The sequence below is a fragment of the Pseudomonas sp. P9_2 genome (assembly GCF_034008255.1).
Lineage (GTDB): Bacteria > Pseudomonadota > Gammaproteobacteria > Pseudomonadales > Pseudomonadaceae > Aquipseudomonas > Aquipseudomonas synxantha_A.
On record NZ_CP125376.1, the window covers coordinates 4,169,666 to 4,187,780 of the forward strand.

The 18,115-nt window shown below is 58.3% G+C and carries 20 protein-coding genes; 19 read left to right on the plus strand and 1 reads right to left on the minus strand.

Going from position 1 to position 18,115, the window contains the following annotated elements:
* Nucleotides 1–2: 2 nt before the first annotated feature.
* The 3 genes from QMK52_RS18820 to QMK52_RS18830 are packed head-to-tail and all read left to right on the plus strand — an operon-like array spanning nucleotide 3 to nucleotide 2,163.
* Nucleotides 3–968, plus strand: a complete 966-nt coding sequence (locus tag QMK52_RS18820) for a major capsid protein (RefSeq protein WP_320403225.1) — start codon at nucleotides 3–5, stop codon at nucleotides 966–968.
* 47 nt (nucleotides 969–1,015) lie between these two features.
* On the plus strand, nucleotides 1,016–1,600 hold the full coding sequence (locus tag QMK52_RS18825) for a hypothetical protein (protein WP_320403226.1): 585 nt from the start codon (nucleotides 1,016–1,018) through the stop codon (nucleotides 1,598–1,600).
* A gap of 59 nt (nucleotides 1,601–1,659) precedes the next feature.
* Nucleotides 1,660–2,163, plus strand: coding sequence for a DnaT-like ssDNA-binding protein (locus tag QMK52_RS18830; RefSeq protein WP_320403227.1), 504 nt, complete (start codon nucleotides 1,660–1,662; stop codon nucleotides 2,161–2,163).
* On the opposite strand, the gene QMK52_RS18835 is transcribed toward QMK52_RS18830, so the two are convergent.
* Nucleotides 2,160–2,465, minus strand: coding sequence for a hypothetical protein (locus QMK52_RS18835; RefSeq protein WP_194438084.1), 306 nt, complete (start codon nucleotides 2,463–2,465; stop codon nucleotides 2,160–2,162). The two genes, QMK52_RS18830 and QMK52_RS18835, sit on opposite strands and share 4 nt — an antisense overlap.
* 28 nt (nucleotides 2,466–2,493) lie before the next feature.
* Here QMK52_RS18835 and QMK52_RS18840 point away from each other — a divergent pair, with 28 nt between their 5' ends.
* The 16 genes from QMK52_RS18840 (at nucleotide 2,494) to QMK52_RS18915 (ending at nucleotide 18,000) form a co-directional block, all read left to right on the plus strand.
* The gene (locus tag QMK52_RS18840; protein ID WP_320403228.1) at nucleotides 2,494–2,862 is read left to right on the plus strand and encodes a hypothetical protein; all 369 of its coding nucleotides are present in this window, start codon (nucleotides 2,494–2,496) and stop codon (nucleotides 2,860–2,862) included.
* Nucleotides 2,863–2,879: 17 nt separating this feature from the next.
* Entirely contained in the window at nucleotides 2,880–3,515 is a 636-nt protein-coding gene (locus tag QMK52_RS18845; protein ID WP_320404207.1) for a hypothetical protein, read from the plus strand.
* Entirely contained in the window at nucleotides 3,512–3,931 is a 420-nt protein-coding gene (locus tag QMK52_RS18850; protein ID WP_320403229.1) for a phage tail terminator-like protein, read from the plus strand. Before QMK52_RS18845 ends, QMK52_RS18850 begins: the two co-directional genes overlap by 4 nt.
* Before the next feature lie 72 nt (nucleotides 3,932–4,003).
* Nucleotides 4,004–4,660 carry a phage tail protein gene (locus QMK52_RS18855; protein WP_320403230.1) on the plus strand — a complete coding sequence of 219 codons (657 nt, stop codon included), beginning with the start codon at nucleotides 4,004–4,006 and terminating at the stop codon, nucleotides 4,658–4,660.
* Nucleotides 4,661–4,663: 3 nt separating this feature from the next.
* Nucleotides 4,664–5,044, plus strand: coding sequence for a phage tail assembly chaperone (locus QMK52_RS18860; protein WP_103734557.1), 381 nt, complete (start codon nucleotides 4,664–4,666; stop codon nucleotides 5,042–5,044).
* Between the two features lie 47 nt (nucleotides 5,045–5,091).
* Nucleotides 5,092–5,361: a DUF1799 domain-containing protein gene (locus QMK52_RS18865; protein ID WP_103734558.1), complete on the plus strand. Its 270-nt coding sequence runs from the start codon at nucleotides 5,092–5,094 to the stop codon at nucleotides 5,359–5,361.
* A complete protein-coding gene (locus tag QMK52_RS18870; RefSeq protein ID WP_320403231.1) occupies nucleotides 5,358–8,642 on the plus strand; it encodes a phage tail tape measure protein in 3,285 nt (1,094 codons plus the stop codon). The genes QMK52_RS18865 and QMK52_RS18870 overlap by 4 nt, the downstream gene beginning before the upstream one ends.
* Before the next feature lie 2 nt (nucleotides 8,643–8,644).
* Nucleotides 8,645–8,983, plus strand: a complete 339-nt coding sequence (locus QMK52_RS18875) for a phage tail protein (protein ID WP_320403232.1) — start codon at nucleotides 8,645–8,647, stop codon at nucleotides 8,981–8,983.
* 10 nt (nucleotides 8,984–8,993) lie between these two features.
* On the plus strand, nucleotides 8,994–9,743 hold the full coding sequence (locus tag QMK52_RS18880) for a phage minor tail protein L (protein WP_320403233.1): 750 nt from the start codon (nucleotides 8,994–8,996) through the stop codon (nucleotides 9,741–9,743).
* Nucleotides 9,744–9,746: 3 nt separating this feature from the next.
* Nucleotides 9,747–10,502 carry a C40 family peptidase gene (locus QMK52_RS18885; RefSeq protein ID WP_032877387.1) on the plus strand — a complete coding sequence of 252 codons (756 nt, stop codon included), beginning with the start codon at nucleotides 9,747–9,749 and terminating at the stop codon, nucleotides 10,500–10,502.
* Nucleotides 10,499–11,077 carry a tail assembly protein gene (locus QMK52_RS18890; protein ID WP_124376738.1) on the plus strand — a complete coding sequence of 193 codons (579 nt, stop codon included), beginning with the start codon at nucleotides 10,499–10,501 and terminating at the stop codon, nucleotides 11,075–11,077. Before QMK52_RS18885 ends, QMK52_RS18890 begins: the two co-directional genes overlap by 4 nt.
* Before the next feature lie 57 nt (nucleotides 11,078–11,134).
* Complete coding sequence (locus tag QMK52_RS18895) at nucleotides 11,135–14,971, plus strand: phage tail protein (protein WP_320403234.1); 3,837 nt, start codon at nucleotides 11,135–11,137, stop codon at nucleotides 14,969–14,971.
* Between the two features lie 331 nt (nucleotides 14,972–15,302).
* Nucleotides 15,303–15,950 carry a hypothetical protein gene (locus QMK52_RS18900; RefSeq protein WP_320403235.1) on the plus strand — a complete coding sequence of 216 codons (648 nt, stop codon included), beginning with the start codon at nucleotides 15,303–15,305 and terminating at the stop codon, nucleotides 15,948–15,950.
* Nucleotides 15,951–15,993: 43 nt separating this feature from the next.
* On the plus strand, nucleotides 15,994–17,001 hold the full coding sequence (locus QMK52_RS18905; protein ID WP_320403236.1) for a hypothetical protein: 1,008 nt from the start codon (nucleotides 15,994–15,996) through the stop codon (nucleotides 16,999–17,001).
* Nucleotides 17,002–17,044: 43 nt separating this feature from the next.
* Nucleotides 17,045–17,470 carry a structural protein gene (locus QMK52_RS18910; RefSeq protein ID WP_320403237.1) on the plus strand — a complete coding sequence of 142 codons (426 nt, stop codon included), beginning with the start codon at nucleotides 17,045–17,047 and terminating at the stop codon, nucleotides 17,468–17,470.
* The gene (locus tag QMK52_RS18915) at nucleotides 17,467–18,000 is read left to right on the plus strand and encodes a lysis system i-spanin subunit Rz (RefSeq protein ID WP_320403238.1); all 534 of its coding nucleotides are present in this window, start codon (nucleotides 17,467–17,469) and stop codon (nucleotides 17,998–18,000) included. Before QMK52_RS18910 ends, QMK52_RS18915 begins: the two co-directional genes overlap by 4 nt.
* Nucleotides 18,001–18,115 lie beyond the last annotated feature (115 nt).

An 18,115-nucleotide genomic window follows, 5' to 3' on the forward strand; every position in this document is an offset into this window, starting at 1 on the left:
CCATGGCTACAACCGTTAACAGCGACCTGATCATCTACAACGATGAGGCGCAAACCGCATACCTCGAGCGTGTCCAGGACAACCTGGATGTATTCAACGCATCGTCCAACGGCGCAATGGTGCTGGACAATGAACTGATCGAAGGCGACTTCCGCAAGCGCGCTCTCTACAAGCTGAACGGCTCTCTGGAGCACCGCGACGTCAACTCTGACGGCAAGGTAACTGCCAAGAAGATCTCCGCCGGCGAAGCTGTTGGCGTCAAAGCTCCATGGAAGTACGGTCCATACCAGACCACCGAAGAGGCGTTCAAGCGCCGCGGTCGTCCGGTCGAGGAGTTCTCCCAGATCGTCGGTGCCGACGTCGCTGATGCGACCTTGGAAGGCTTCATTCAGTACGCAACCGCTGGTCTGCGCGCTGCCATCGGTTCCAACGCTGACATGGTGGTTTCGGCCAACATCGAAACCGACGGCAAGAAGACGCTGACCCGCGGCATGCGCGAGTTCGGCGACAAGTTCGGCCGTATCGCTCTGTGGGTCATGCACTCCAGTGCTTATTTCGACATCGTCGACGAAGCGATCACCAACAAGATCTACGAAGAAGCTGGTGTCGTGATCTACGGCGGCCTCCCTGGCACCCTGGGCAAGCCTGTATTGGTGACCGATACCGCGCCGGCGGACGTGATCTTCGGCCTGCTGCCAAACGCGGTAACCATCACCGAGTCTCAGGCCCCGGGCTTCCGTTCCTACGAAGTGAACGACGAAGAAAACCTGAGCATCGGCTACCGCGCTGAAGGTACCGTGAACATCGATGTGCTGGGTTACAGCTGGAAAGCCACTACTGGCGGTTCCAACCCAACCCTGGCTGCGGTCGGCTCCGCTGCAAACTGGGTCAAGCACGCGGGCAGCAACAAGGTCACCGCCGGCGTGATGATCAAGCTCACTGCGACGCCTCCTGCCTCTGGCGGCTAAGTCTCAAACTCAACGCGCGGTCAGCGATGGCCGCCTTGGAGAAACACATGGAATTGACTTACAGCAACCAACTCTCCGGCTTCGATCCGGAGAAGCGTTACCGCAACCCGGAACACTTCGACAAACCAGAAGCGGGAGTGACCAGTGTGCTGGTAATCGGCCATTGGCCGAGCGTTGTTGATGCGTACGAATCGGCCGGCATCGACGTGTCGGTGAAGGAGGCCAAGCAGGTGCAGCTTGTTGGCGCCGCCAATCAGGTCGAGCCGGAAAAAATCATCGCAGCTTTGCGTGCTGAGCATGGATCGATCCAGATCCTTGTTGACGGGCTGGAAGCTGGCGAAATCCATCGTCCAGAGTCGGGCCAGCTGGCGGTGCGTTTGTATGAAGTACTGGGCACCATTCATACCTCAGTTGGTGAACTGACCGCCGAGCGTCACGGCCTGCTTCTTACTGTCGACGAGCTGCGCGATGAGGTTGAAGCTCTGAAGAAAGCCGCCATTACGCCGTCGGCTGGTGATGCCGATGAAATTGCCGCGCTGAAAGCAAAGCTCGATGAGGCTAAGGTTCCGTACCGGGCCAACGCTTCGAAAGAATCCCTGGAAAAGCTCGTAGCTGAGCTGACCAAGGAGTAATACAGCTGGCTGTCGGTTACCTGGCGGCCACTCTTGAAACCACTCCAGCGAGTTGACGCATGACACTCATTATCGAGACCGGACAGGGACTTCCTGACGCCGAAAGCTACGCGAGCGCCGAGGACCTGGCCATGTATGCCGTGAAATTCGGCACGGTCATCCCTGAGGGCGTACCAGAGCAGGAAGCGTTGCTGCGCCGGGCCGCTCTGGCGATGGATGGCATGATCTGGAAGGGGCGCAAGACCAGCAGCGAGCAGGCGTTGTCCTGGCCGCGCCGGGAAGTGCTGCTGGATCACGAGATCAAGCCGAACAACTACCTGCCGGCGCGGATCCAGTACGGCCAGATGGCCCTGGCTGCAGAGATCCATCAGGATGATGTAGACCCGGTGGAGAAGCGCAAAGGGGCGGTGCTGCTGGATCGTGTTGAGGGCGCGGTGACGCGGCAGTACGCGGCGATCCCGTCCACCAGCAACCGGCTGCTGCCGGCAGCGCCGGATCGACCGAGCGCCACACAATTTGCTGACTATTTGCAGAAGCGCGGTTTATTCGCCGCTCGGGCTTAGAAATCCCCTTGCAATTCGCCCATGTCCAAGTTTTCAAACAAATCTTTTGGCCACTCGCTCGAAGAACCGATCATCGATGCTAAATGCTTAGTGGCAGCGACATCGACGGGAGTTTCTGTAGGTCCCCATGAGGGGGCGCATCTACGCTGTGCTTGAGCTATTCGCCGTGCATCCGGGGATTGTTCAAGTGCTGTTCTTATCGCAGACCTAAGTATCTGGCGGAAATAGAGCGCCTTGTCAGGCTGCAAAATATATTGATTGAGTGCATCAAGGATTAGTCCTGCACGCATAGCATTCGTCATGGCTCATCCTAATTTGTTGGAGGTAGATTTGGCATTCTACGATGATGTGGCCGTGATGGCGCTGGAGGTGATCACAGAGTTCGGCCAGCCTGTGACCATCAGCAAGACGGAACCTGGCGAGTACGATCCGGAGACGGGCGGCGAAGCGCCGGGTGTGCCCGTCGAGCAAACCGCCCAGGGCATCCTGCTCGACTTCACCGGCCAAGAATTCCAAACCAACAGCCTCATCCGGCAGGGCGACAAGAAACTCAAGATCGCGGCGCAGGGATTGGCCTGGGTGCCGGGTCTGCTCGACAAAGTGGTCGCTCAGGGGCGCACATGGTCAATCGTGCCGCCGCTGAAAGAGGTCAACCCTGCCGGTACGCCGATCCTGTATGAGTTGCAGGTGCGGTCGTGACGCACAAATACTCGGGTATGAACGGCAGCTTTGCCGAGAATATTCGCGACTTCGCCGAGCGAGCGAAGGTTGGTATAGACGCGACCATCCGCGAGATCGTCATCGAAATCGGAAGCAGCGTTATCCGCATGTCACCGGTGGGCAATCCAGAGATCTGGGCTGAGAACGTCGTTCACCGACAGGCGAACAAGCGGGCCGCCGATGACTACGATTTCAAGGTCGCGGTCCGCAACACGATCATCAACCTCAACGAGTCGAATTTCACGAAGGCCGGCAAGCTGCGGCGCGGCGTGAAATATGCCAAGCCCCTGACAAAGACAGAGCGCGACCAGAACTTCAATGTGAATGGCCTGGTAGCGGGCAAGGATTACGTAGGTGGGCGTTTTCGGGGGAACTGGCAGTTTTCCATCGGCACACCGGCGGAGGGCACGCTAGACAAGGTAGATCCTGCTGGTGGTGTGACGCTAGCCAAGCTGCGACTACAGGTCCAGGCGCTGACGGCTGGCGAGACAGCATACATAGTGAACAATCTTCCGTACGGCATCTCCCTGGAGTATGGGCATTCGACCCAGGCGCCCGGCGGAATGGTCCGGATCACCCTGGCCCGCTTCCAACAGATCGTCGACGAAGCCACAAGGAACAACCAGGTATGAGTCACGCCATTATTGCTTCGATCTACGAGGCCAAGCTGATTGCCTGGAGCAAGGCCCGGACGGAACCCATCAAGGTCGTGTTCGAAAATACTCAGTACGACCCGGCGGATACTGAGACCTATCTGCGGGCGTTCATGCTCCCGGGCGATACCGCTAGCAATACGCTTGCTGGCGACCACCGCGCTTTCATCGGCGTCTACCAAGTCAGCATCGTGGCCCCGGCCGGCACCGGCAAGACCAAGACGAACCCACTTGTGGCTGAGTTGACCACGCTATTCCCGCTTTATGCACGAGACACAAAGGCAGGCCTCACTGTCGTTACTATGTCGCCAGTTGATACTGGTCCGGGCATTCCTGATCCGCCCACATATACCGTGCCGGTGTCGTTCGAGTATCGAGCCGACATCGGCACCTGAATACGCCCGTTGGGCAAACCCCGAAACCCGCCTCTGCGCGGGTTTTGTCATTTCTGAAAAGAGGAAACACCCATGGCCGGCATCCAAATGCCCAACGGCGCCACCCTTGAGATTGCATCGACTTACGGCGTTGCAATCCCGTTCACTGCGCTGACCAGTGCCAATCCGGCAATCGCAACTGCTGCGGCGCACGGCCTGGCCGAAGGCGATGTTGTCGCCGTCAATTCTGGCTGGACTCGTCTCGATGGCCGAGGCGTTCGCGTGGGGGTAATTGCCAGCGGAACCTTCGCCCTGGAAAGCGTGAACACTACCAACGTTCAGCAATACCCGGCCGGCTCCGGTATCGGCTCTGTCCGCGAGGTGACGGCCTTCACTGAGATCTCGCAGGTAACCGAAATGAACTCGGCCGGTGGCGATCAACAGTTCCTTACCTTTGGTTTCGTGGCTGACGACAACGACCGCCAGATGCCTACTACCAAAAACCCGATCACGCTGACTTACACCGTCGCTGACGATCCGTCCAAGCCCTATGTGGCTGTATGCGAGGCGGCGGACGACGATAAGCAGCCTCGTTTGCTCCGCCTGAACCTCCCGGGTGGTAGCAGCATTATCTACAACGGCTATGTGTCGATCACCGCGACGCCGACCATGTCACGCAACAGCCTGATGACCCGTGTTATCAGCGTTGCCCTGACTGGCCTTCCAACTCGCTACGCGGCCACGGTGTAACCGATGGCCAAGTTTAAGCTGATCCAAAAGCCGACGTTCAAGGCAGAGGTGTTGATCCAACGGGCTGGCTATAACGCTGAGAAGGTAGAGTTCGAGTTCAAGTACCTGGACCGCACCGCACTTGCCGAGCTTTACACCAGCTGGAACGAGCGGCACGACGAGTTGGGCAAGCAGGTCGGCGACATGGACCTGAAAGCCTTCACCGCCGCGCAGATCGCTCTGCAAGCCGATCAACTGCTCGATGTGGTCGTCGGCTGGGATATCGAAGAAAAGTTCACGCCTGAAAACGTGCGCATCCTCGTCAACTCGATCAACTCAGCCCCCAAGGCTGTGCTGAACGCTTACGCCGAAGCCTTTAGCGAAGCCCGCCTGGGAAACTCCTAAGCGCTTCGCGCGCACTGTATGAGCCAGGGCCGTCAGATGCAGATCTGATGGCCTTCGGTTTATCGCGCCAGGATATCCCCGACAGGGAAGTCGGAATCTGGCCCGACAACTGGGAGGCCTTCAAAGTCTTCGAGGCCATGAGCACCCAGTGGCGCACAGGCGCGTGCGGCGCAACAGGCATGGACTACAGCGTTCTCTCCGGTGTGATTCGGATGTGCGGCGTACCGATCAGCCAGCGACAAACCATTTTCAGCGACTTCCGGCGGATGGAGGCTGAAGCCCTGCAGGTGATGGCGGAACAGAGAGAAAACAAATGAGCACCAATTTCGCTTCCCTGGGTATTGCGGTCGAGTCGTCGCAGGCCGCAAAGGCTGCTGATGATCTGGATAAACTGGTCGATTCCGCTGAAGGCGCCCAGAAGGCCATTGATGACTTGGGCAAAACAGGCGAAGGCCTGGGCAACACCGGTAAAAAGGTTTCCCAGGCAGAAGCGCACATTGCGCAAGGCATCGATAAATCGACGGCGGCAAGGGACCGTCAAGCTGGGGCAAGTCGCAAAGCAACTGACAGCGCAGTAGCGGAAATCTCCGTCATCAGTCAGCTCGACAAGGCGATGACGGGCAATATCTCAAGCATGGAGTCACTGGTTAATGCCGAAGGTTTGCTGGAGCGCGCCCGCAAGGGCGGCTTGGTCACCATCGAGGAGCAGGCGAAGTACCAGGATCACCTGGGTAAGGCCTACGACAAGATTGAAAAGGCGGAAGCCAAAGAGCTGGTCCAGAAGCAAAAGCTGATCGAGGCTGAGAATCGCCAGATTGAGGCACTGAAGCGCACCGTCAACGGTATTGATCCAGTGACCTCCAAGTTGGCGAAGCTGGAGGCTCAGGAGAAGGCGCTAAACGACCTGCATAAAACGGGTCAGATCGACGCCGACCGTTACAACGAAGCCTTGGCCAAGATCGGCAAGGATAGGGCAGGGCTCACCGAGGCAGCCGGTGCATTCGACAAACTGAAGCTCGGCACCCGCCAGGCTCAGGAAAACGTAATGCAGCTCGTCAACGCCATTCAGGCTGGCGACCTGGGTAGCGGGGCGCGAGCCATTGCTCAATTGGGCGCCGGCGCTGGTGAGTCAGCGAAAAGCCTTGCAGGGATGCTGATCCCGGCCGGCCTTTTGGTCGCTGTAATTGGGTCGCTGGGCTACGCCTACTTCGATGCGATGAAGCAGGCGCGCGAGTTCAATGCCGCGATCAATGGCGGTACGAATGGTGCTGGGCAGACCATCGCCAGACTGAAGGACATGGCCGACGGCGCCGGGCGCGTCACCGGCAACCTGTCCGGCGCCCGCGAGGCAGTCGTTTCGCTTGCATCCGGAGCAGCTACAAGCGGTACGCAGATGCGTAATCTGGCTGAAGCTGCTGCGGCCGTGAGTGAAGTAACCGGGCAGGGCGCTGGCGAACTTGCCAAGTCCTTTGCCAGCGCTGGCGATACAGCAACTGAAGCCGCCAGCAAGATCAGCAGTCAGTACGGATTGATCACCCTTGAGCAGTACCAGGTGATCAAGGGGCTGGATGACCAGGGTGACAGCCAGCGTGCCCTGGATGTGCTCAGCGAAAATTTGAATCAGGCCGCCTTGACGCGCCTGAAGACCTACCGCGAGTCGTTATCCGACGTAGAGCGCGATTGGGACAACATCAAGAACGCCATCAAGGGCGCTTACGCCGAAGCCCGGTCGGAGATATTCCCAGACCTGGCAAAGCAGATCGAGATCACTCAGCGAGTGCTGGATACGCGCAAGGGCGGCGGGTTTGCGGGGGCCATCTCTAACGGGCTGAGTTCTTTGAACTCGGCTCTTGGTCTTGGCACCGGTGAGCATGACGACTCAACTGAGGCGCTTGAGAAAAAACTTGCTGAACTCAAGGCCAGACAGACGGCAAGCGCTAATCTGGCAATCGCCACGGGTGAAAACACCGATGCGAACCAGAAGGCCATAGATGCTCAGAAAGCTCTGGACGCGCAACTCGATAACGTCAACCCACTGGCAAAGCGCCAGGCGGGACTGAAGAAGCTCAACGACCAGTTCCGGGCGCTATATGAGAGTGCCGAGAAAACCGGTCAGAAGTCGCCGCTGCTCGATGGTGTCAACTACGACGGCAGCAAGTTCTCAGGTGGCGCTTACGACACGCTGGTTAAAGGACTCCAGGACAAGAACAGAGACCCGAAAGGCGCCTCAAGCCAGGTCGACCTGACCAGCTTCAACACCGCCAAGAACGACCTGGCCGCAATCACCGATACCTACAAGAACTACCGGAAGGAGCTGGAGGCCGCGCAGAAGGCCGGGCTTGTCTCCGAAGCTGAATACCTGCTCCGTCGCCAGGCGCTGATAGGCAACGAGCGTGATCAGGTGACGGCAGCCTACGAGGCCGAGATCTCGGCCCTAGAAGCTACCAAGGCCAAGATGACGACATCGGCCGCGCAAAGTATCCAGCTTGACCAGAAGATCGCCGACGCGCGCGCAGGGATGGTCAAGGCGCAGAAAGACGCTGACAGCCAGCTTGAAGTGCTGGCGACCAATGAGACCGGGCGTCTGGCAAAGCAAGAGCGGGCTATTAGCTCCTACGTGCAAGCACTGGGTCAGCAACAGCGCGCCCTGGAGCTCGCTGGGCAGCGTGCCGTATTGGGTGTAGGCCAGGGTGACCGCGAGAACGCGTTAAGCGGGCAGTTGAACAGCCAGCAAGACCGGTTTGCTCAGCAGTCGCTGGAGCTGGAAAACCAACGCTCCGATCCGTCTCGGAATATGTCGGACGAAGAGTTCGCCCGCAAGTCGCAAGCTCTCGCAGATGCGAATAAGAAGGCTACCGATCAAATCCGGCAGAACTACGCGGATGTGGAGGCAGCCCAAGGCGACTGGACGAAGGGCGCGACATCGGCCTGGGCCAACTACCTGGATTCGGCGCAGAACGTAGCAGGGCAGACCAAGAGTCTATTTGGCAATGCGTTCAGCTCCATGGAAGATGCAGTAGTGAACTTCGCCACGACTGGTAAGTTCTCGTTCGCTGACTTCACAAAGTCGGTTCTCGCGGACATGGCGCGCATCGCAACTCGGCAGACTGCTTCCGGATTGCTGTCGGGCTTGGCGGGCACTGCCATAGGCGCCTGGTTTGGCGGCGGCGCAGCGGCGGGGGCAGGAGCTGGCGGCTTCGGCTCCAGCATCGGTAGCGCTCTTGTTGAAGGGCGAGCATCTGGCGGCCCGGTCGATCCAAATACCCTGTACGAGGTAAATGAAAAGGGGCCAGAGCTGTTCAGTCAGGGTGGCCGCTCTTATTTGATGACCGGCGCGCAGGGCGGCAGCGTCACGCCATTAATGACGGGCGGCAGTTCGATTATGGCGGCGTCAGGCGGTGGCGGGAGTGGCAACACCTACAACTTCCCCGTCTCGGTATCCGTGCAAACGGCAGGCGCTGGCGGCAACGCAACGCAGGAAGACACCACGCAGCTCGGCAAGGGCATCCAGCAGGCTGCCAAGACCGAGGCAGAAACCGCTATTTCCAAAGGCTTGCAGCCTGGCGGCTCAATCTGGCGCCTGATCAACGGAAGGTAACCATGGCGATTGAAACATTCACCTGGGCCACCCAGCACGGGGAAACGCCCGATATCACTTATCGGGTGCGCATCTCGCAGTTCGGGGACGGCTATAAGCAAGAGGTTGGGGACGGGATCAACAATAAAGTCGATGCCTACCCGATCACCCACACAGGTAACACGGCCACGGCCTTGGCCATGATGGCTTTCTTCGACCGTCACAAGGGCGCCAAGGCCTTCTTGTGGACCACGCCAATGGGCCAGCTTGGTCTGTTCACGTGCAAGAACCCAACCCCTACGCCCATGGGCGGGGGCGTTTTCAAATTGACGGCGACGTTCGAGCGCGCTTTCCACCCGTAAAGGTCAATCCATGTCGCTGATCAATGCTATCCAGACCCTTGAGCCTGGCAACGAAGTCATTTTGTTTGAACTGGATGGCAGCGATTACGGTGCCGATGTTCTGCGCTTCCACGGCCATGCGATCCCGCATACACCAGCCGAACTGATCACCGCCGGCGGCAACGCTGACCAGTTGCCGGCCAAGTCGATATGGTGGAAGGGCGAAGAGTACGGTGCCTGGCCCATGCAGTATGAGGGCAGCGAGGCGAATGGCGACGGCACCGCGGTACGGCCCAAGCTTTCGGTCGGCAACGTGAACGGGCGAATCACCGCGCTCTGCTTGGCCTTCGAGGATCTGCTCGAGTTCAAGCTGACCATTCGCAATACGCTGGCCGAATTTCTCGACGCCGTGAACTTCGAAGGCGGCAACCCCACGGCCGATCCCACCCAGGAATCGATCGAGGTCTGGTATGTCGACCAGAAAACCAACGAGGACGGCGAGACAGTCTGTTGGGACCTGGCCAGCCCGGGCGATGTCGGCGGCGAGACGATCGGCAGGCAGATGACCACTCTGTGCCACTGGTGCCTGACGGGGGGGTACAGAGGCCCCAATTGCGGATACACGGGACCTTACGTCATGAAGGATGGCGTGGTTACCGACAATCCTGAGCAGGACGAGTGCGACGCCACCCTGGGGCGGGGTTGCATCCCACGCTTCGGCGAGGGCAATCCCTACCCATTCGGGGGGTTTCCCGCTGTGTCACTCATTGCCCGGAGCTGAATAATGCGCAAACACATCATTGCGGCCATCCAGGCTCATGCGGCGGCCGAATATCCGAAGGAGTGTTGTGGACTTTTGTTGGCCGTGGGCCGGGCCCAGAAGTACTTCCCGTGCCGGAACATAGCAACCGAGCCAAACGAAGAGTTCCGGCTTGAGCCAGAGGACTACGCCGCGGCGGAAGACCAGGGTCAGGTGATCGGCATCGTTCACTCCCACCCGGACGCCACCAGTCGCCCGTCATCGCGCGACCTGGCCATGTGTGAGGCCACGGCCTTGCCCTGGCACATCCTGTCCTGGCCCGAAGGAGACCTCAGGACGATCACGCCGTCAGGCGCCGTGCCCCTGCTCAAGCGACCGTTTGTTCATGGTGTGTGGGACTGTTGGGCTGTATGCGAAGAATGGTACCAGCGCGAATGGGGCCTTAAGTTTGAGAACTTCAAGAGAGCTGATGGCTGGTGGGAGAGCGCAGACAGCACCAGCCTTTATGAGGCGAACTACGCCGCCGCCGGCTTCGAGCAGGTCGACAGACCGCAGCGCGGCGACATGATCGTGATGGAGGTGGGCCGCACCGCTCACCCGAACCATGCCGGGATCTACCTGGGGACTGACCCAGTGCTGCCTGGCGAAGACGCTGGCATTTTCGGACCTGGGCCGTTTGTGCTGCACCACCTGTATGGCCGGCCCTCCGAGGTGTTCGTCTACGGCGGCCCGTGGCTACAGCGAACCCGTTTAATTCTTCGACACAAGGAGGCCCGATGAGCGCCATCAGTTATTCACCGATGACTATCATCAAGTTATCCGGGTCTCTGGCCCAAAGGTTTGGCAGGCTGCATCGGCGCCAGGTTGCTTCGGGCGATACCTGGGAGGTGTTCAGGGCGCTGAAGGCAACCATTGAAGGGTTCGAAGCCGAGATCCGGCGCCTTGACCGGCTAGGACTTCGCTTTGCCATCTTCCGCAACCGAAAAAACGTCGGGCCGGACGAGTTCGGCATGGGGGGAGCCAGGGAGATCAGGATTATTCCTGTGATCGAGGGCAGCAAGCGTGGCGGCATTTTGCAGATTGTGCTGGGCGTCGTTCTCATCGCAGCCAGCTACTTTGGCGCGCCGACGGCGCCCGCGGGTATCGCGCTATTGGCCGGCGGCGTAATCCAGATGCTCAGCCCACAGGCTGCAGGTCTCAAACAGAGCGCTTCGCCTGAAAACATGCCCAGCTACGCATTCGGCAGCGCCAAGAACACCACGGCCAGTGGCAACCCCGTCCCCATCTGCATCGGCGAGCGCCGGTGGGGCGGGGCGATCATATCGGCATCGGTCTACGCCGAAGACAAGACATAACCACGACGCATCGATCAGGCCGCCCAAGAGGCGGTTTTTTATTGCCTGGAGGAAAGCATGGGCGCAGCACAGAAGTTGGATATTCACGGTGCCAAAGGTGGCGAGAGCAAGCCCAAGTCTCCGGTAGAGGCGCCCGACAGCCTGCGTTCCACCAACGTGGCCAAGATCCTGATCGCCGTTGGCGAGGGTGAATTCGACGGCACACCAACCGCGCGCGATATCTTCCTCGACAACACCCCGATCCAAGATGCCAGCGGCAATTTCAACTTCACCAACGTCAAGTGGGAATGGCGTCCTGGCTCTGTTGAGCAGACTTATATCCCCGGTATTCCGTCTGTCGACAATGAGACCTCGCTGAACATCGAGCTGCGCAGCGGCGCGCCATGGGTCCAGTCGCTGACTAACCTTCAACTTTCAGCGGCACGCATACGCCTGGCCACGCCGCGCCTGGCGAGCCAGGACGCAGAAGGAAACATCAACGGCTACCGTATTGAGTATGCGGTCGATGTGGCTACCGATGGTGGTGCATATCAGCAGGTTCTGCTGGGCGCCATGGATGGAAAGACCACCACCCGCTATGAGCGGTCTCTGCGTATTGATCTGCCACCGGCTACCAGCGGCTGGCTGATCCGCGTTCGACGCCTCACGCCAAACTCCCAGAACACCGACAAAGTCGCGGACACCTTGTTCATCGCCGGCTACACCCAGGTGATCGACGCAAAGCTACGCTATCCGAACACTGCATTGCTGTTCGTAGAATTCGACGCAGAGCAGTTCACCAACATCCCGGCCGTGACCGTGAAGTGCAAGGCCCGTCGCTGGCAGGTTCCGAGCAACTACGACCCAATGGCCCGCACGTACACCGGCGCCTGGGATGGCACCATGAAGGAGGCCTGGACCAACAACCCGGCCTGGATCACCTACGGCATCTGCACCCAGGACCGTTTCGGCCTTGGCCGCCGCATCAAGCCGTGGATGGTGGATAAGTGGGAACTCTACCGAATCGCGCAATACTGCGACCAGTTGGTGCCTGACGGCGCCGACGGTGTTGAGCCACGCTTTCTTTGCGACATGAACCTGCAGGGCAAGGCTGACGCCTGGTCGCTACTTCGCGACATCGCCGGCATTTATCGCGGCATGACGTACTGGGCTCAGGGTCAGTTGGTCATGCAAGCGGATATGCCTCGAGCGCAGGACATCGACTACGTCTTTACTCGCTCCAATGTCATCGACGGCAAAATTTCCTACGGCAGCGCTTCGGCCAAGACTCGCTTTACTCGGTGTCTTGTCAGCTACGACAACCCGCTGAACAACTACGACACCGACGTCACGGTCTATTCCGACTTGCCGCTCCAGCGCCGCCTGGGTGACAAGCCGACTGAGATCAGTGCTATCGGCTGCACTCGCGCATCTGAGGCCCAGCGCCGCGCTAAATGGCTGGTCCTGAGCAACAACCAGGACCGCACGATTAGCTTCAGGACCGGCATGGAAGGCCGTATCCCGCTGCCAGGGTTCGTCATCCCCGTCGCGGATTCGCTGCTGGCTGGTCGGGAGATCGGCGGGCGCATTGCGGCAGCGGCGGGGAAGGTCATCACGCTGGACCGGGACACCATGGCCAAGGCCGGGGACCGGTTGGTGGTCAATCTTCCGGGAGGGCGGGCAGAAGGCCGCACCGTGGAAAGCGTTAGCGGGCGCAACGTAACCGTGACCATTGCTTACAGCGAGGCGCCGGCTGCACAGCTTCAGTGGGCAATCGACGCTGACGACCTGGCAATCCCTCTATATAGAGTGATGAGGACAGCAAGGACGCCAGAGGGCGACTATGACATCAGCGCTTTGCAGTACGAGCCAGGCAAGTTCGCCAGCATCGACACTGGCGCGCGTCTGGAAGAGCGGCCGATCAGCGTAATCCCGATCACCGTGGTACCGCCGCCGGCCAGCGTCACGCTCACGTCGAGTTACGCGGTAGATCAGGGCATAGCCATCAGCACCATGAACATCTCATGGCCCGCTGTTGCTGGCGCCGTCGCTTATGACGTGGAGTGGCGCAAGGACAGCGGCAACTGGATCAAGGTGCAGCGCACGGGATCTACCAGCGTTGATGTAACCGGGATCTATTCGGGCGCCTATCTCGCCCGTGTGCGCTCGGTAAGCGCCTTCGAAATTTCTTCGATCTGGAAAAGCTCTATCCTGACCAACCTTGAAGGCAAGACCGGCCTGCCGCCGGCGGTGTCGTCCCTGACCACTAAAGGCGAACTGTTCGGGATCAGCATCAAGTGGGGCTTCCCTGCTGGCGCCGAGGATACCCAGCGGACCGAGCTGTGGTATGCACCAGCGAACAACCTAGAGGCGGCGACGAAGCTGGCCGACCTTGCATACCCGCAGGCCGACTACCGTATGCAGTCGCTTCTGTCAGGGGCAACGCTGTTCTTCTGGGCGCGCCTGGTGGATCGCACCGGGAACATTGGCCCGTTCTATCCGACCGTAAACGGAGTGATGGGGCAGTCTGTTTCGGACGCTTGGCCGCTCCTTGAGCAGGTCAAGGGGCAGATTGATGAATCATCGCTGGCTCCAGCCCTCAATGGACGCATCAATCTGATCGACGGCGATGGGCCTGGGTCCGTGAACGCTCGAAATGAGCAGCTTAGAAAGGATCTCGAGGCTCAAATAAAGCCATATGTTGATGCCATGTTGTGGGACGCAGCAAAGGCTTACGCCAAGGGTGACATCGTTCGCCAGGGAAACAAGCTGTACCAAGCCCTGGCGGCCAATAGTGGCTCTCAGCCGCCCAGCGCCAACTGGAAAGACGTCGGCGACATCCTCACTGATGCGAACGCTTTGGCAATACGGGTTGATAACCTTGACCAGAAAATCACGGTAGTCGATGGAAAGGTGATTGCCACTCAGGACCAGCTTAACCAGCTCCAGACAAAGGTAAATGACCCGCTAACTGGCCTGGCGGCTACGGCAAATAACGTTACCCAAGTGAATCAGCGAGTAACCAACGTTGATAACAAGCTGACCGCGCAGACGGAGCGAATTGATGGCGTTTACGCTGAAATCAATGCACCTATGGCTGGTTCTGAGAATGACCTGGCTGGCGGAACACAGGGCTATGCGGGCGTTTGGTCTATCCAGTCTGCCATTACCGATGGTGACTACGCCCAGGGCAAGCTCACTCAAACTGTCGAAGCTCAGGTCATCAAAAACTACGCCACATATGAGGAGACAACGACCGCGCTCGTCAATCAGCAGACTGCTACGACCAACCAGGTAACGGCTCTTCGCTCCGATTTTGACGGGAACAAAGCCACCGTACAGACGCAGATTAAGACGGTATCCGATCAGGCGTCAGCCACCGCAAGCCAGACCACTCAGCTGCAAACAACCGTTAACGGCCACACGCAGCAGTTCCAGCAACAAGCGAGCATCAACCAAGACGTAAACGGAAAGATCACCGGCACCTACTCGTTCCGATTCAAGTTCGACGTGAATGGGTCGCCTTACTCTACCGGCGTAGGACTTGGCATTGAGACTGGGGCGAACGGTCAGGTTACTTCGCGCTTCGTCATCCAGGCGGATCAGTTTGCAATCTACAACGGCGCGGTAGGGGCGGCAGGGTCGAGCGTGCCATTCGCGGTCAATGGGACAGAAACCTACATCAAGTCGGCATTCATCCAGGATGGGACGATCACCAATGCGAAGATTGGGGCATACATCAGTTCGACGAATTACATCGCCAGACAGCAGGGTTGGATCCTGAACAAAGATGGAACCTTCGAAATCAACGGCGTCGTCCCGGGTCAGGGACGGTCGATCATGACAAATCGATCGCTGCGCTTCTTTGACGCTAACGGTGTCAAGCGAGTGCAGCTAGGAGACCAAACAGAATGAGCTCAGGTCTAAGAATGTGGTCCTCTAACGGAGCGCTAGAGTTTGATACAAGTGTATCTACATATCGCATTGTTCTCTCAGAGCTTGTTTCTTATTCGCCAGGATCATTAGGGCCAAGAACCAGAACATTTGCCGCGCCTAATTGCAATGTAAATAATGCAATTTGTTTCTTGCTGCCAATTAACAACGATACCTCACAGGTGTCGACTAACAATCAGCTTGAATGTGAAATGGGAACGAACGAGGTGTATGTTAGAAATTTCCTTGCCGAAAGGCCAAACGATTCTGTTTCTCTTGCAACTATGCGTCTCATTGTCGCAAGGTGGGCGTGATGAGTTACGGGTTGCAAGTGGTAAATGATTCTGGCGCTATATCCCTCGACTCTGAATATGCGAGGTTGTGTGTTTTTCATAAAGGCACCTATACGACGGGGGCGTCTGTTGTCTTTCAGAACGTAGTCGACACGCAGGAGCCACCACTTGTTTTTATCAGGCCGCCGAATAATGGCTCACTGATTCAGCTGGGCGTTCTTCTTGAAGGTTCAGCTGGGGCATGGACGGGCGTTACCGTTACAGGCGGGCCGGTTCACTCTGGAAACATATTCGTAGCGGCCTTTTCATCTAAGCCTCTCGCTACATATGGGTTGAGGATGTGGGGCGCTGATGGCAAGCAGCTATTTGACTCAGGTACTCAAGCGGCGGTGTTTACGAGGGTAATGCAAAACTGGACTTACACTCACTCCACGCAGTCCGGGCAAGGTCTTATAACAAACTGGTACTCGATTCCAATGAACTACTCATTAGGTGACTATTTAATGCTCAATAACGGAAGAATGCCTATGATGGGTGGTAACAATGAGTCGAGGAGAATAGGCCTACAGTGGGATTTTTCCGCTTCATTAATTAGGGTAAGCGTCACCACTGTTTCAAACCCATATTATTTTAGGCTGCAGGCTGTATTTTGTACGATTTTATCTTGATTTAATAAGCAAAATTTAAACTCATCACAGGATTCAGCTCACCATGGCAAGACTAGCGATCAACCTAGGCACGGCGCCGACAGGTCAAGGCGGCGATACGTTCCGTACTGCCAGCCAGAAGAATAACGACAACTCGAACGAGCTTTATGCAGCCCTTGGGGCGCCAGCTAACGGACAGTTGCCCGCGGCGCTGCCCGTTGCGAAAGGCGGAACAGGCGGGACTACGCAGAGTACTGCCCGGCAAGGCTTAGGGCTAGGCGCTGCCTCAACTAAAAGCTTTGGGCTGCAAGACGGCGAGCTTATCCCTGCGGGTACTTACAGTGGGTTTTATTCGAACAATGCGCCGACGACATATCAAGCAGATAGGCCTGGCGAACCCGGCCAAGGTGGTGCTTTTTCCAGACTTGGCGCTCCCGGCTCGTCTTCAGGCTTGTCGTACAGCACGGTTATCCGTATTCCCTATGCTCAGGACTTCGAGGCGCAGTTGCTCATCCCCGTTGCTCAAGGCACCGGTAACTTACATTTTCGAACTACGGAATCTAACAATGGCGGCGCATTCGGCCCCACATACAAGCTTTATCACACAGGCAACACCACCCGCGGTTCCGGCGGTGCGCTTTCGGCGGCATCGCCAATCCTGAGAATCGCGAGTGTGTCCGCCAGCGAGCGCCGCGACCTCCAAGAGGAATCGTTTCTCCCCGCCGGCGAATGGGGTGTGGCCAACGATGAAGCACGCGGCGTTATCGTTGAGCGCCTCGGCGTTGGCGAGTATCGGGTGACCGGTAGCCTCGGCCTGGCACTGGAGGGTTGGCGGACCCACGACCCAAGCTCCCCAGACGGCGGACGGATGCTTGGTATCACCGACAGTCATCAGGAAGAGGACGGGGCTGTCATCATTCGCCTATTCAAACAGCGCTGGACGCTCACCGATGACGGAGAGATGGTGCCGGGCTGGGGCGCACCTATGGATGTTCCGCTGAATAGCTGGATCGATGTGCGGCTTGAAATGCCCAAGGCCGATACGCCGCCTATCAGATCGACCGAAGAATAGCAGCCCGCCAATTGAGCGGGCTTTTTTACGCCTGGAGAAAAGCATGTCGACCACCGAAACTCGCGGGGTACGCAACAACAACCCCGGCAACATCGATTACAACCCGGCCAACCAGTGGCAGGGCCAGCTGAAGCCAGACCCTGCGTTAGAGAAGCGTTTCGCCAAGTTCGATACGCCCGAGAATGGTATTCGCGCCCTGGGCAAGCTGCTGCTGACTTATCAGCGCAAACATGGCCTGAAAACTGTGAAGGCGATCATCAGCCGGTGGGCGCCGTCGGTAGAGAACGACACTGCGGCGTACGTGCGCGCGGTTGAAGCGAATACCGGTACTCGGCCTGGGGCGGAAATTGACATGGCCCAAACAAAGGTCATGACGGGCTTCGTCAAGGCGATCATCCACCATGAGAACGCCGGGTACGTTTACCCCGACGAAGTGCTGGCGGAAGGCGTGCGGCGGGCACTGACATGACGCCAGTGCAGAAGATTGCCGGCCTGGCGGTGCTGGTTCTGTTGTTGATGGCCAGCGCCGCCGGCGTGACTTGGCAGGTTCAGGACTGGCGACTGGGCAAGCAACTGTCCGAACGGCTCTCGGCCCAAAGCGCCGCGCACCAGGGTCAGCTCGACGCCATAACCAACGAAGCCTGGCGGCAGCAGAAGGCCGAGCAGGATAAGCGCTTGGTCATCGAGCAGCAGATCGCAGTGCAGGACCAACAACACACTCAGGAATTATCCGATGCTCAACGCAATCAGGCTTCTCTTCGCGATCGCCTCGCCACTGCTGATGTCCGGCTGTCAGTCCTTCTCGACGGCACGGACACAGCCAGTCGCTGCGACGTGCCTGCAGCCCCCGGCCCCGCCGGCGTGGTTCATGCAGCCCGTCGAGCCCAACTTGACCCAGCGCATGCTCAAAGAATTATCGGCATCACCGACGCCGGCGACCAAGGATTGATCGCGCTACGGGCGTGCCAGGCGTATGTCAGGGCTGTAACGAATAGGTAGAGGATTTTGTGGAGGTGATAAAAATAGGAAAATTCTCGAGAAGTCTCAGACAAGTCCTACATCAAGAAAATCCGCGGACTGATAAAAGAAGGCTTTGAAATCTATCAGGGTGCTA